Source organism: Gemmatimonadaceae bacterium (genome assembly GCA_020852815.1).
Classification (GTDB): domain Bacteria; phylum Gemmatimonadota; class Gemmatimonadetes; order Gemmatimonadales; family Gemmatimonadaceae; genus SCN-70-22.
Genome location: JADZAN010000014.1, coordinates 103,130 through 116,275 on the forward strand (window position 1 = coordinate 103,130; position 13,146 = coordinate 116,275).

Below are 13,146 nucleotides of genomic sequence, written 5' to 3' on the forward strand. Positions count from 1 at the left end.
GATCACAGGAGAGGACGATGCTCTTTGGATTCTTCAGCCGGGTCTCGATGGCGCCCGACATGCGCGATGCCCTGGACGCGAGCAGTCAGCGCGTGAAGGGGATCGCGCAGCGTGTGTCGGCGGCGACGCTCCAGAGCCAGAGCGGCTTTGCCCTTCCCGATGGAACGACGGTACCGGGCGCCGTGAACCTGGAGGCGGAGATGACGTCGCTGGCCGATGAGCAGTTGCGCTACGAAACGACGGCCAAGCTCCTCGAGAAGACGTACGCGAAGCTTCGCCTGAGCATCCAGAACCGCTGATGACGATCCCCTCGATCAAGATGCTGCCGCTCCTGACGAACAACATGGAGTCGGCGCCGCGCCCCCCGCTCTTCCGCCCGCTGGACATCGCGACGAGCGGGATGTCGGTGCAGCGGCTGCGCATGGAGACGGCGGCAACGAACATCGCGAACGCCGAGACGACGCGCACCGACGCCGGCGGCCCATATCGCCGTCGCGTGGTGCGCGCCGAGGAAGCGGTGCGCGAAGGGGCGGCTCCGGCGTATCCGCCGCTCCCCAACAGCGAGAAGATCCCAGGCGTCTCGCCGCAGGATCCCACCGACACGTTAGGCGGCGTGCGCGCCGCCGCGATCGAGGAGGATCCGACGGAAGGGCCGCTCGTGTACGACCCCGGGCATCCGGACGCCGACCAGAACGGCTACGTGCGGTATCCCAACGTGCAAGTCACCAACGAGCTCGTGGACCTCATGGAGGCGCGGCGCGTGTACGAGGCCAACGCATCGGTGTTCACGGCGGCCAAGCAGCTGCTGCGGCGGGCGTTGGACATCTAGGACCGGACGGGGGACGGGGGACGGGGGACGGGAGTCGATCACGCACCACTTTCAGTGATTCTATGAGCATCAACGGGATTCGGGGTCCGTACAGCAATGCGGTTCGGCCGCAGGCGACATCGACCGTGCGCCCAAGCGGGACGCAGCCGGCGACGGGTGGCGCGCAGCGGGCCACGACCGCCGCGCAGCCGCAGTCGGCGACGGCGCTCAAGGGCGTGGCGCCCAGTGCCGGGAACGCGGTGCCGGTGCAGCCGCCGCAGGGGACAGACCCCGAGCTGTGGAGCGTGCTGACGCAGGATGAACGTGCCTACTTCGCCAAGTTAGGGGCGATGGGGCCGCTCACCTATGGTCGCGTCCTTTCCGGGCAGATGCCGGTGCAGGCACCGGCGGTGCGCGGCGGACGCCTCGACGTGAAGGCCTGAGCATGAGCGATCCGATTGGCGCCATCTCGTCGCGACTCTCGTCGTTCCAGGGCGGGGGCCTTGGCGCATCCGGCGGCGTTGGCGGCCCCGACGCGGCCAAGCGCTACACCTTCGACATTGGGAAGGGCGACGGCACGGCCGCTGGTTCGGCTGGCGGACCGTCGTTTGGCGACACGCTCACCACGGCCATCAACCAGGTCTCCGACGCGCAGGACCGGTCGGCCGAGCTGACGCAGAAGTTCATTCGTGGCGAGAACGTCGAGCTGCACCAGGTGATGGCGGCGGGCGAGGAAGCGGGGATCGCGCTCGAGATGATGATCGAGTTGCGGAACAAGTTCACCGACGCGTACCGCACGCTCATCAACATGCAGAGCTGAGGAGTAGCGAGACCGAATGCCAGAGGGACTGCGCGACCTCATCGATCGACTCGGCGGCTGGCGTCGCATCGCGACGCTCGGCGTGGGGCTGGGGGCGATCGCGCTCATTGTCGGCGTCTCGCGGTGGGCCACGGCTCCTGCGTTCGTGCCGATCTTCCAGTCAGTGTCGCTCGAGGAGAGCGCCAAGATCACCGACGGCCTCACGCAGGCGGGGATCGTGTACAAGCTCGAGCGCGGCGGCGCCGACGTCCTCGTCTCGACGATGGACCTGGCGCGGGCGCGCGTTGCCGTGGCGAAGGATGGCTCGCTGCCGGGCGCCGGCCGCCCCGGCTTCGAGCTGTTCGAGTCGCCGTCGTACACCATGACCGACTTCACGCAGCGCATCAACTACCGCCGCGCGCTGGAGGGGGAACTCGAGCGCACCATTGGCAAGATGCGCGGCATCGAGAGCGCGCAGGTGCACCTGGCGATCCACGAGACGTCGACGTTCCGGAGCACGGCGACGCCGGCGACGGCGAGCGTCGTCCTCAAGCTGCGGAGTGGCGAGGAACCGCCCGCCGACGTGGTGCGCGGCATTTCGCAGTTGGTCGCCTCGAGCGTGGACCGCCTCGAGAGCGAGAACGTGACCGTGGTGGACGAGGCCGGGCGCCTTCTCACCATGCCCAGCGACCATACCACCGCCGCCGGGCTCACCTCGCGACAGCTCGAGGTGCAGCAGCAAATGGAGGATCACTTCCGGCTCAAGGCGGAGGAGATCGTCTCGCAGGTGGTGGGAAGCGGGAATGCGCGCGTGCAGGTGGCGGCGTCGATGAACTTCGACCGCTTGGAACGCACGACGCAGACCATGGATCCCGAGAAGCAGGTGACCGCCACGGAGCAGAAGGCGGAGATCGTACCCGGGGCGCAGGGCGGCGCCGGCTCGTCCAACCAGGCCATCACCTACGAGAACTCCAAGAGCACCGAGCTCTTTGCACCTGCCGCGGGGACGGTTCGTCGCCTGACGGTGGCAGTGCTGGTGAACGACAAGCAGACGGGGACCGGCGACAGCGTGCGCTTCTCCAAGCGCGCCCCGGAGGAGATCGCGCTCCTCGACACGCTGGTGCGCAACGCGGTCGGCTTCGACTCGGCGCGCGGCGACCAGGTCTCGGTTGTCTCCGTGCCATTCGCGATTCCGGCCATTCCTGCCCCGGTCGTCGAGCCGCCGCCAACAGCGCTTCAGAAGGTCCAGCAGAACCAGACGCTGATCCTGAACGGCGCGGCGCTCGTCTTCGCCTTCGTCATCGGCTTCATGTCATTGCGTTCGTTGCGCGGCAGCGCCAAGGGAGGCGGCACGCCGGCGCTGTCGGCGTCGGCGCAGCTGCAACTCCCGCACACCGATCGCTTCGACGCGACGGCGCTCTCCGCCAGCCATGCCGCCGACACGCACGTGGAAGACCCGAGTCGTGCCGTGAAGATGCTGCCGGAGCTGGCGGCGTTGCAGGCGAACCAGGAGACAAAGCAGCGCGTGTCGATGACGGTCGAGAAGCAACCGGAGATCGCGACCAAGATGATGAAAGCCTGGCTGAAGGAGGCCTAGCCGGTGAGTACGGCCCTCGCCACGCGCGGTAGTTCCAGCGGACTCGATCTCATCGACCCGGGAACGCTCTCCGGACGACAGAAGGCGGCCATCCTCTGCCTTGCCCTCGGCTCGGACGTGGCCGCGAGCATGACGCAGACGTTGACGCAGGAGGAGGTCGACGCGATCTCGTTCGAGATTGCGCGCATGGAGAGCGTGTCACCGCAGGTCGTGGACTCGGTCCTCGACGAGTGGATGACGCGCATCATGGTGGCCGACTCGCTCGCCCAGGGCGGCGTGGAGGCCGCGCGCGAGATCCTCGAGAAGGCATTCGGCGCGCGCAAGGCGCAGCAGGTCCTCGAGCGCATCCAGGGGCAGCTGCAAAACACCATCGGCCTCCACCGCCTGCGCAACGCCGACGCGCAGCAGCTGGGACAGATGCTCGCCGGCGAGCACCCGCAGACGATCGCGCTCATCCTGGCGCACCTCGATCCGCAACACACCGCCGCGATTCTGAAGGAGGTCGATACCTCCATCGGCGCCGAGGTGGTCTTTCGCATGGCGAAGATGGAGAAGGTGCAGCCCGAACTCCTGATGCTCATCGAGCGATCGCTGTCTGCCGACGCGGACCTCACGGCGTCGCAGGGGATGTCGTCGTCGGGCGGTCCGGGGGCCGTGGCCTCGGTGCTCAACTACGTGGCATCGTCGCTGGAGAAGGTCCTGCTCGATGGCGTGGCCACGATGGACCAGTCGCTGTGCGACCAGATCAAGAACCTGATGTTCGTCTTCGAGGACATCGGGACGCTCGACGCCCGCGCGCTGCAGCGCCTGCTGCGCGATGTGGACTCGAAGGAGCTGGCGCTCGCCCTCAAGGCGGCCAGCGGCGACCTGCGCTCGAAGATCACGGGAGCGATGTCGCAGCGCGCCGTGCAGGCGCTCAACGACGAGATGGAGATGCTCGGCGCCGTGCGCATGCGCGATGTCGAGGGCGCCCAGGCCAACATCGTGGCAATGGTGCGCAAGCTCGAGGAAGCGGGCGAGATCGTGTTGAGTGGCGGCGACGATGACATGGTCCAGTAGCGCGTCGCGCGGCCCGCGCCGCGATCCGGGATCGCTCAAGGCAACGCCGGTGGCGTGGGACGAACTCGCCCTCGACACGCGCATGCTGCACGACGTCTTTGCGGCGCGCAGCGAGCCGGCGCCGGAGCCTGCGGGTTTTGCCGAGGCGCCGTTGGTGGACCAGGAGACAATGGCGCGTGCGCTGCAGGAGGCGTACGAGCGTGGCATGGAAGACGGGCGCCGCGCCGGCGAGATCGCCGAGGCGGCGCGCCTGCGCGGCGCCGTGCACGCGACGAGCGATGCACTGGCCTCGGCGCAGGACAACTCCAATCGCTGGGTGGGGAACGCGGAGGAGAACCTCTGCGCGCTGGCCATCGCCATCGCGCGCCAGGTGATTGGGAGAGAGATCGCGATCGACAAGTCGTCGCTTGCCGACATGGTGCGGCAGGCGCTGGCGGAGTTCCCGCTCGACCATGCGCTCACGATACGGGTGAACCCTGGCGACCTGCAGGCGATCCAGTCGGCGTTCTTTGCTGCTGGCGAGGCGTCGCCGCTCGCCCAGCGCAAGGATGTGCAGTGGATGCCCGACGGGCGCGTTGCGCCTGGCGGCTGCCTCATCGAAGGACGCGACCGCATCGTGGATGGCCGCGTCGACACGGCGCTGGAGCGCCTGTACCGCCGACTGACCTACACCGGTGCCTGAGACCCTCGTGCGTCGCCTGGGCGACGTGACCCGCTTTGCGCGCTACGGCCGCGTCACCCGCCTCGTGGGGCTGGTGGTGGAGGCCGTGGGCCTCGACGTCGGCGTGGGCGAGTTGTGCCGCATCTCCTCGCTCACCGACGAGCACTCGGTCCTGGCCGAGGTCGTGGGCTTCCATGAGCGCGGCGTCCTGCTCATGCCGTTAGGCGAGCTGGCGGGACTGCACCCCGGGAGCAGCGTGCAGCCGCTCGGTCGCTCGTTCGGCGTCGACGTGGGCCCCGGGATGCTGGGGCGCGTGCTCAACGGGCTGGGACACCCGATTGACGGGAAGGGGAAGCTCGAGGCCGAGGAGCGCGTCCCACTCACCGGCGAGCCGCCGCACCCGCTCGAACGCCAGCTCATCCACGAGCCGCTGGTGACCAACGTGCGCGCCCTCGACGGCATGCTGACCATCGGCAAGGGACAGCGCGTGGGGATCTTTGCCGGCTCGGGCGTGGGCAAGTCGACGCTGCTGGGAATGATTGCCCGGCAGGCGACCGCCGACGTGAACGTGATCGCCCTCCTCGGCGAGCGCGGACGCGAGGTGCGTGACTTCATCGAGCACTCGTTAGGTCCGGAGGGGCTGGCGCGCTCGGTGCTGATCGTGGCGACGGGCGACCAGGCCGCGCTCGTGCGCGCCCGCGGCGCCCTCGTCGCCACCTCGATCGCCGAGTACTTCCGCGACCAGGGCAAGCACGTCCTGCTGATGGTGGACTCGGTGACGCGTGTGGCGATGGCCTGGCGCGAGATCGGGCTCGCCACCGGCGAGCCGCCGACGACCAAGGGATATCCGCCCTCGGTGTTCGCCAACCTCCCGCGACTCCTCGAGCGCGCGGGGAACGGCGCCCACGGCGGCATCACCGGGATCTACACCGTGCTCGTGGACGGCGACGACTTCAACGAACCGGTGGCCGACGCCGCGCGCTCCATCCTCGATGGGCACGTGGTCCTCACGCGCCGCCTGGCGAGCGCCGGGCACTTCCCGTCCATCGACGTCCTCGAGAGCAAGAGTCGCGTGCGCGACGCCATCATCGACGATGGGCAGCGCAACGCGGCCAATACGTTCATGCGCCTCGAGGCGGCCTACAGGGAAAAGGAAGACCTCATCATGGTCGGCGCCTACCAGAAGGGGAGCGACCCCATGGTCGACGCCGCGCTGCGTTCGCGCGAGCAGATGCTTGGCTTCCTGCAGCAGCGTCCCGATGAAGTGACGACGTTCGACCAGACGCGCCAGTCGCTCATCGGGCTCACCCAGCGGGCCGGCGCCACCGGCCAGGTGCACGCATGATGTTCAAGTTCCCGCTGCAGCGGCTCCTCGACCTCAAGGCGAAACACGAGCAGGAGATGGCGCGCCAACTCGCCAATGCGCAAAACGCGGCGCAGGCGGAGCGCGACGTTCGCGACGAGTTGGCGCGCGCGCACGCGGCGGCGCACACGAGCCTGGCCAGCGCCACCGGCGATGGCGTCACGGTGGGCGAACTCGTGAGCCTGGCGCAGACGCTGCTCCCGCTGCAGGAGCGCGTCTCGCAGGCGGACGAACGCACCGTCGCGGCGGAGCAGGTGGTGGACGAGCGCCACCAGAAGCTCAACGAAGCGTTGCAGGAACGGCAGGTGCTCGACCGGCTGCGCGAGAAACGGTTGGACACGCACCGCGCCGAGGAGAACGCCCGCGACCTGGCGGCCATGGATGCCATTGCCCTCACGCGCTACAAGACCCCCAGCGGCTCCAAGGGGAGCCAGAAGGACGGTTGATCATGATCAAAGTCATTCTCTTCGCGGTGATCGGGCTCGTGATCGGGCTGGGCGGTGGCTCGGCGGTCTCCGTCATGAAGGCCAAGAAGGCGTATGCCGCCGATGTGGCGCACAAGGCGAAGGTCGTCGCCGATTCTCTCGCCAAGGCGGAGGAGCAGGGCGCGAAGCACGTCGCCAGGACGGACGGGGCGAGCGACACCACCGCCCACGACTCCACCGCGACCGACAGCAGCGTGGCCGAAGCCGAGGGTGGCAAGGGCGCCGAGGGGCACGAGGCGCCAGCGAAGGACGTGGCGTCGTCGCACGGCGACAAGGCAGCGGCACCGGCGAGCGACGCGGAGCCCGCCGCCGCTGCCAAACCGCCAAAGACCTATAGCAGGGCGGTGAAGACCGTGGAGGCCAATGGCGTTCCGCGCGACAAGCCGCTCGTGGTCACGCGCCCGTCGCTTCCGCCCAAGCCCATGGCAGCCGCCACCGTGCCACCCGGCGCGGCCAAGCTGGCCAAGATCTTTGCCGCCATGCCAGCGAAGGATGCCGCCAAGGTCCTGGAACAGCTCGACGACAGCGAAGTGCAGAGCGTGATCTCGACCTTGAGCGAGAAGCAGGCCGCCGCCGTCATCCAGAACTTCCCGCCCGAGCGCGCGGCCAAGATCACCAAGGCCGTGTTGCGCAGCGTCCCACCGGTGAAGCCATGAGCCTGCACATTCCTCCGGTGCGGCCGGCGAGCGAGCCGGCGGCGCCAACGGCGTACGAGCCGCCGTCTTCAACCCAGGCGCCCGAGCGCGCGTTTGGCACCGCCCTCGCCAACGCGATGCACGAGCCGTCGTCGCAGTCGGCGGAGGCCGCGCGCGAGCGCCGCATGCGCGGCGCGCGTGGTGAATCACGCACAGGCGCGGCGAACCTCGACCGCGAGTCGGCGCGCGCGAGCGAACGGACGAGCGCCACCACGAGCGGGCGCGCCAGCGAGCGTTCACGCGAACGCTCGGACGCGAACGAGCGCGCGAACGAGCGCGCGAACGAGCGCGCGATCGAACGTGCGAACGCACGCGCGAGTGAGCGTGCGACCGAACGTGCGACCGAACGTGCGACCGAACGTGCGACCGAGCGCGCCGCCGAGCATGGGAGCGAGCGTGAGAGCGTGCGTGCGAACGCCCGCGCGTCCAAGCGCGCCGGCGAAACTTCGGCGGCCGACCAGCCAGGTCGCGGTGATGCAATGGCCGCTGGGCGCGAGCGCCCACTTTCCGCCAGCAGCAAGCGCGACGCTCTCGAAGGCGACGTCACCGAGTCGAGCGCTCAGTCGGCGGAGAGGACCGGCGCGACTGCCGATCGTGACGTCGTGGGCGATGCGAGCGGAACCACGTCCTTCTCATTCCGCGAGGTCCTCGCCGCGCTGCAGGAAGGGGGCGATGTGCGGGACAGCGCCGAGGAAGGCGAGTCGTCGGACGATGTCGCCCCCGCCGAGCCTGCGTCGACGGAATCGGAGCTGGCGCGCGCCGAACAGTTTGTCGCCAGCACACTCGAGGCGGCGGTGGCCCCGCTCGCACCGCTCGCGCTCGTGACGACCGCTGCGGTAGGTGCAACGGCGGCAGACACGCCCGAGGCGCCCGGCGCCGCTGGGCGTGGGACACCGACGCTGACGATTGCCGCGCGCGACAAGCGCCCTGACCACGACGCACGCCTCGCCGGAATTGCCGCGGCGCTGGCCCGCAATCCTCTCGCGGTGCGCGGCGAGACCGAGGCGCTCAACCCCGAGGTGCGTGCGCGACTCGAGCGCGTGATCGAGCGCATGGAGTCCGAGTACGGCTACACCGTCTCGGTCGTGGAGACGGTGCGCTCGCAGGAGCGGCAGGACGCGCTCTTCGCGCAGGGGCGCACGGCGCCGGGTCCCGTCGTGACGTGGACGCGCAACTCGAAGCACATCGACGGCCTTGCCGCCGACGTCGTGATCGACGGCGGCTACACCAACGGCGCGGGGTTCGAGCGCTTGGCGCGCGTGGCGCGCGAGGAAGGGTTGCGCACGCTCTGGCCGCGCGATCCCGGGCACATCGAGCTCGCGCCTAACGCCGGCTCGACGCTGGCCAGCGCGGCAACGCGCCCGGCCGTCGCGCGCGACGGCGCAGCAGCGGCCGCCGTGCTCCCCTTCCCCGCCACCGCCAACACGGCGGGGACGCCCCCGGCCATTCCGCATGCCGCACGCGCGGCGTTCGACCCGGCCAGCGCACGCCGAGCGGAGGCCCCAGCATTGACGTTAGGCAACCGGGCGACGGCCGCGACCACCGCGACCGCCGCGGACACGCCGCTGCTGTCCATCCCGGGAGCGGTGGTGCCGATGCTCGAGGAAGGGAGCGCGCTTCCGCCGCTGGCGCTGGAGGTCGGCCCCTTCCTGTCCGGGGAGCGCCGGGCGGCGGACGCCGCCGTGCGCGCCACTCCCGTCGCCCCCACGCAGGCCAACGGTTCGCAGCATGCCGCGCCGGCTCGCATCGTGGGTGTAGCGCCCGTCGCGACAGTCGCGACCGTCGCGCCGGTAGCCTCCGTGGCCCCGGTCGCCCAGGTCGCGCAGGTCGCGCAGGTGGCAGAGGTCGCGCGTGTGGGCGGCGCGGCCAGTGCATCAGCGCCCGGCGCGACATCGGTCGACACCGGCGCCCCCACCGCCCCCACGCTCCTCCACGGACCCGCCGTTGCACGTGACGGCAACACCCGCGGCTCGACGAGCAGCGAGCGCCACGCATCGCTCGAGCGCGGCGACCGTGGGCGTGGCGGCGACGACGAGCGAAGCGACGCCGTGGCTGGCGTGCCAACGCCGCGCAGCGAGCGCGAAGGGAGTTCGCTCCCGCTGGCGCGCGAGCTGGCGGCGCGCGAGCTCTCTTCGCTCGGCTTGAGCGAGCGCGGAACTGCATCGCCGGTCGCCGGGCTCTCGCACTCCGATGCCACCGAGCGCATCGCGCGCGTCCTGCGCATCCAGGACGCGGGCAATGACCGCCCGCTCTCGTCGGTGCTGCTGCGACTCGACTCGCCCGACGGCGGCGAGGACCGCATCCGTATCGACATGCGCGGGCGCTCGATCGGGGCCACGCTCGACGTGGCCGACCCGCAGGCGGCCGAGCAGCTGCGGCAGCACGTGGGAGAACTGCAGCAGGCGCTGCAGCGACAGGGGTTGGAGGGCGAGTCGCTTCTCGTCCGCACGACCCAACGCACGACGGATGCAACGACGCTCACCGCATCGGCGGTTGCCGCCGAGCGCGACGTGTTGCGGGCGGCATCAGCCTCGGCTTCGGATGGCGGAGGCTCCACCGCGAAGGATTCGCGCAACCCGAATCGCGCGCCGCTCGATCGTGAGTACGCGCGCGAGGGCACCGACCAACAGCGGTCGCGGCAGCGCCGTGACGGCAAGGGAGACAATCGGTGAGCAACATCATCACAGCCGCGAGCAAGTCCGTGTATGCCGCGACGTCGAGTTCGTCGTCCTCCGGGTCGTCGAGTTCGTCGTCAACGCAGACCGCGGTAGCTGGCGGCAGCATGGACAAGAATGCCTTCCTGAAGCTCCTGACCACGCAGATGCGTTACCAGGATCCGCTGGATCCGATGGACGGGAAGCAGATGGCGGCCGACCTCGCGCAGTTCTCGGGGTTGGAGCAGCTCCTCAACATCAACGAGAAGCTGGAGGCGCAGGCCGGGCAGTACGCCGGGCTGGCCCAGGCGATGAGCAACGTCTCGGCGATGGGGACGATCGGCAAGACGGTGATGATCGAGAGCGACAAGGTCCTGCTGACCAAGGATGCCGACGGCAACCTGGGCGGGTCCGTGCTGGCCGACATCACCACGAGCGGCGTGGCCACACTCACGCTGCTGGACAAGTCCGGCAGGGAAGTCGGATCACGGTCGTTAGGCTACATCGGCACGGGCACGCAGCAGTCCTTCGACATCGGGTCGGCCGCCAACGGCCTTTCCGCGGAGGGAGCGTACCAGGTGCGCATCGATGTGGCCGGCACCGACGGCAAGGACGTGCCGCAGAAGACGTACACGGTCGGTAGGGTCGATGGGCTCATGTACGGGACGGACGGCGCCGCCATGCTCACCATGGGGCCGCTCCAGATCGCCTACAGCGCCATCATCAAGATCCTCGCCTAGACGCGGTTTCCACCCTCCACTTCCCCGACAGGACCAGTACCCCATGATGCGTTCGCTTTTCTCCGGTGTGTCCGGCCTGCGCAACCACCAGGTGCGCATGGACGTCATCGGCAACAACATCTCGAACGTCAACACCGTCGCTTTCAAGGCCGGGCGCGTGACGTTCAAGGAAGGCTTTGCCCAGCTCCTGCAGGGCGCCTCACGTCCCCCCGGTGACCTCGGCGGCATCAACCCGATCCAGGTTGGCCTCGGCATGCAGATCGGCTCCGTCGACATGATGTACAGCCAGGGCAACCTCGAGACCACCGGCCTCACCACCGACCTGGCCATCCAGGGCGACTCGTTCTTCGTCGTGAAGAAGGGGACGCAGAACTACTACACCCGCTCCGGCAACTTCCAGTTGGACGCCGACGGGCAGCTCGTCTCGCCCACCAACGGCTTCGTGGTGCAGGGGCGGATGGCCGACAACGGCGTCTTTCTCGACGGCGTGCGCCCCATCACGCTCCCCGTGGGCCAGAAGACGGCCGCCAAGGCGACCGACTCGGCCAAGCTCGCCGGCAACCTCGACGCCGCCGCCCCGGTCTTCGTCGGGACGTTCGACGCCACCGGGCGTGCCGACCCGCAGAACGCCGACTCGTGGTCGGAAACGTCGATCACCGTCTTCGATTCGTTAGGCAACCAGCACGACCTCAAGCTGCAGTTCTGGAAGACCGGCGCCGACACCTGGAGCTGGCAGGTCGACGGGACCAACCTCCCCGCCGGCTTCACCCCGCCCAACAGCACCCCGCAGACCCTCCAGTTCGACACCATGGGGATCCTGATGACCGCGGCGCCCACCAGCCCGCCGGTCATCTCCTTCACCCCGCCGGGCGCCAACCAGGTCGACATCACCCTCGACCTCGGCGGCAACACCGTCAACGGCATCACCTCGTTTGCCGGCACCAACACCGCGGTCCTCAAGGACCAGAACGGCTACGAGGCCGGCCAGCTGCAAAACTTCTCCATCGACCGCACGGGGCTCATCACCGGCGCGTTCACCAACGGCACCAACGTCGTCCTGGCGCAGATCGTCCTCGCCGACTTCAACAACCCCGGCGGCCTCCTGCGCGTGGGCGACAACATGTACGCCGTGTCGGGCAACTCGGGCGGCGCCGTCCTCGGCTACTCGCTCGAGGGGATCCAGTCGACCATGACGTCCGGCGCCCTCGAAATGTCGAACGTCGACCTGGCGCAGGAATTCACGAACATGATCGTGACCCAGCGCGGCTTCCAGGCCAATTCCCGCGTCATCACGAGCAGCGACGAGATGCTGCAGGAACTCGTGAACCTGAAGCGGTAGGCGCACCCTGAACGACGGCGGCGGCGCGACTCCGGGTCGCGCCGCCGCTCGTTGGGTCCGCGCTCAGCGCGGAGGAAAATACCGCCCCCCCTTCCCCGGCAAAGGCTTCCGCCTCGCGCATTCGTGCCGGGAAGCCACGCGGGGCTCCACCCCCCACAACCGATCGCGTAAGGCATTGGCATTTCGTGCGTTAGCTCACGAAGCGCCAACCGCGCCGCCTCCCCTTTCGTGTGGCCCGCGGCGTGCCTTCTCACAGCTGCGCACGTCGTGCGTTCGCCGGCCGGCCCAGACTCGCCGAGCCGCGCCCCGCGACTCCAGAGGCCGCTCACGCTTTCGGTTCCGCTCATGTCAGAACAAGCCGCAGCACCTGAAGAGGGTGCAGAAAAGCCCGCCAAGGCGGCGCCCAAGGGGGTCGTCCTCATCGGCGCCCTGGTGGGGTCGCTCCTGATTGGCGGGGCGGCCGGCGTCTTTGCCGTTGGCCCCATGCTCGCCAAGAAGTCGGGCTACGTCGTGACCGCGCATGCGGAGGGCGACTCGGCCTCCGCCGAGGGGGAGGCGGGGGGCGAGGGCGACGCGGCGGCGGAAGGGGGGCACGGCGGCGGCAAGGAAGGCGAGGGGGGAGCGCCGGCCAACCTGCACCTCGTCGACAACCTGGTCCTGAACCCGGCCGGCTCGGGTGGCTCGCGCTTCCTCATGCTCGCCGCGGCGATCGAGTTCTCCGACGCCGCGCTGGTCGAGGAGACCAAGGCCCGCGACGCCGAGGTGCGCGACATCGTGCTGCGCGTCATGGGCGCCAAGTCGGTCGAGCAGCTCTCCGAGATGTCGAACCGCGAGGCCATCAAGCACGAGCTGGCCGATTCGCTGGCGACGCTGTTCAAGCCGAAGAAGGGCTCCAGGAAAAAGCCCATCTCGCGCATCTACTTCCCCCAGTTTGTCATCCAGTAGG

Annotated in this window: 14 protein-coding genes; all 14 read left to right on the forward strand. The window is 69.4% G+C overall.

The window, feature by feature from the left end; genetic code table 11:
• Positions 1–17 precede the first annotated feature (17 nt).
• The 14 genes from IT359_07910 to IT359_07975 all read left to right on the forward strand — a co-directional run bounded on the left by IT359_07910 (position 18) and on the right by IT359_07975 (position 13,145).
• Positions 18–299, forward strand: a complete 282-nt coding sequence (locus IT359_07910) for a hypothetical protein (protein MCC6928896.1) — start codon at positions 18–20, stop codon at positions 297–299.
• A complete protein-coding gene (flgC, locus tag IT359_07915) occupies positions 299–829 on the forward strand; it encodes a flagellar basal body rod protein FlgC (protein ID MCC6928897.1) in 531 nt (176 codons plus the stop codon). The genes IT359_07910 and flgC overlap by 1 nt, the downstream gene beginning before the upstream one ends.
• A gap of 62 nt (positions 830–891) precedes the next feature.
• Positions 892–1,251 carry a hypothetical protein gene (locus tag IT359_07920; GenBank protein ID MCC6928898.1) on the forward strand — a complete coding sequence of 120 codons (360 nt, stop codon included), beginning with the start codon at positions 892–894 and terminating at the stop codon, positions 1,249–1,251.
• 2 nt (positions 1,252–1,253) lie between these two features.
• Complete coding sequence (gene fliE, locus IT359_07925; GenBank protein ID MCC6928899.1) at positions 1,254–1,628, forward strand: flagellar hook-basal body complex protein FliE; 375 nt, start codon at positions 1,254–1,256, stop codon at positions 1,626–1,628.
• 16 nt (positions 1,629–1,644) lie between these two features.
• The gene (fliF, locus tag IT359_07930) at positions 1,645–3,204 is read left to right on the forward strand and encodes a flagellar M-ring protein FliF (protein ID MCC6928900.1); all 1,560 of its coding nucleotides are present in this window, start codon (positions 1,645–1,647) and stop codon (positions 3,202–3,204) included.
• Between the two features lie 3 nt (positions 3,205–3,207).
• Positions 3,208–4,263 (forward strand): flagellar motor switch protein FliG, encoded by a 1,056-nt coding sequence (fliG, locus tag IT359_07935; protein ID MCC6928901.1) that lies wholly within the window; start codon positions 3,208–3,210, stop codon positions 4,261–4,263.
• On the forward strand, positions 4,247–4,945 hold the full coding sequence (locus IT359_07940) for a hypothetical protein (GenBank protein MCC6928902.1): 699 nt from the start codon (positions 4,247–4,249) through the stop codon (positions 4,943–4,945). Before fliG ends, IT359_07940 begins: the two co-directional genes overlap by 17 nt.
• Positions 4,938–6,269 carry a FliI/YscN family ATPase gene (locus tag IT359_07945; protein MCC6928903.1) on the forward strand — a complete coding sequence of 444 codons (1,332 nt, stop codon included), beginning with the start codon at positions 4,938–4,940 and terminating at the stop codon, positions 6,267–6,269. The genes IT359_07940 and IT359_07945 overlap by 8 nt, the downstream gene beginning before the upstream one ends.
• Positions 6,266–6,733, forward strand: a complete 468-nt coding sequence (gene fliJ, locus IT359_07950) for a flagellar export protein FliJ (GenBank protein ID MCC6928904.1) — start codon at positions 6,266–6,268, stop codon at positions 6,731–6,733. Before IT359_07945 ends, fliJ begins: the two co-directional genes overlap by 4 nt.
• Positions 6,734–6,735: 2 nt before the next feature.
• Positions 6,736–7,428 (forward strand): hypothetical protein, encoded by a 693-nt coding sequence (locus IT359_07955; GenBank protein ID MCC6928905.1) that lies wholly within the window; start codon positions 6,736–6,738, stop codon positions 7,426–7,428.
• Entirely contained in the window at positions 7,425–10,139 is a 2,715-nt protein-coding gene (locus IT359_07960; protein MCC6928906.1) for a flagellar hook-length control protein FliK, read from the forward strand. The genes IT359_07955 and IT359_07960 overlap by 4 nt, the downstream gene beginning before the upstream one ends.
• Entirely contained in the window at positions 10,136–10,861 is a 726-nt protein-coding gene (locus IT359_07965) for a hypothetical protein (GenBank protein MCC6928907.1), read from the forward strand. The genes IT359_07960 and IT359_07965 overlap by 4 nt, the downstream gene beginning before the upstream one ends.
• 43 nt (positions 10,862–10,904) lie before the next feature.
• Positions 10,905–12,200 (forward strand): flagellar hook protein FlgE, encoded by a 1,296-nt coding sequence (locus tag IT359_07970; GenBank protein ID MCC6928908.1) that lies wholly within the window; start codon positions 10,905–10,907, stop codon positions 12,198–12,200.
• A gap of 345 nt (positions 12,201–12,545) precedes the next feature.
• The gene (locus tag IT359_07975; protein MCC6928909.1) at positions 12,546–13,145 is read left to right on the forward strand and encodes a flagellar basal body-associated FliL family protein; all 600 of its coding nucleotides are present in this window, start codon (positions 12,546–12,548) and stop codon (positions 13,143–13,145) included.
• The last annotated feature ends 1 nt before the right edge of the window (position 13,146 follow it).

Excerpts from the sequence above, each read along its gene's own strand:
- IT359_07975 (MCC6928909.1), top strand. The coding sequence starts at position 12,546 with ATGTCAGAACAAGCCGCAGCACCTGAAGAGGGTGCAGAAAAGCCCGCC.
- IT359_07920 (MCC6928898.1), top strand. The coding sequence starts at position 892 with ATGAGCATCAACGGGATTCGGGGTCCGTACAGCAATGCGGTTCGGCCG.
- IT359_07970 (MCC6928908.1), top strand. The coding sequence starts at position 10,905 with ATGATGCGTTCGCTTTTCTCCGGTGTGTCCGGCCTGCGCAACCACCAG.
- IT359_07940 (MCC6928902.1), top strand. The coding sequence starts at position 4,247 with ATGACATGGTCCAGTAGCGCGTCGCGCGGCCCGCGCCGCGATCCGGGA.
- fliJ (MCC6928904.1), top strand. The coding sequence starts at position 6,266 with ATGATGTTCAAGTTCCCGCTGCAGCGGCTCCTCGACCTCAAGGCGAAA.
- fliE (MCC6928899.1), top strand. The coding sequence starts at position 1,254 with ATGAGCGATCCGATTGGCGCCATCTCGTCGCGACTCTCGTCGTTCCAG.
- IT359_07960 (MCC6928906.1), top strand. The coding sequence starts at position 7,425 with ATGAGCCTGCACATTCCTCCGGTGCGGCCGGCGAGCGAGCCGGCGGCG.
- IT359_07955 (MCC6928905.1), top strand. The coding sequence starts at position 6,736 with ATGATCAAAGTCATTCTCTTCGCGGTGATCGGGCTCGTGATCGGGCTG.
- fliF (MCC6928900.1), top strand. The coding sequence starts at position 1,645 with ATGCCAGAGGGACTGCGCGACCTCATCGATCGACTCGGCGGCTGGCGT.
- flgC (MCC6928897.1), top strand. The coding sequence starts at position 299 with ATGACGATCCCCTCGATCAAGATGCTGCCGCTCCTGACGAACAACATG.
- IT359_07910 (MCC6928896.1), top strand. The coding sequence starts at position 18 with ATGCTCTTTGGATTCTTCAGCCGGGTCTCGATGGCGCCCGACATGCGC.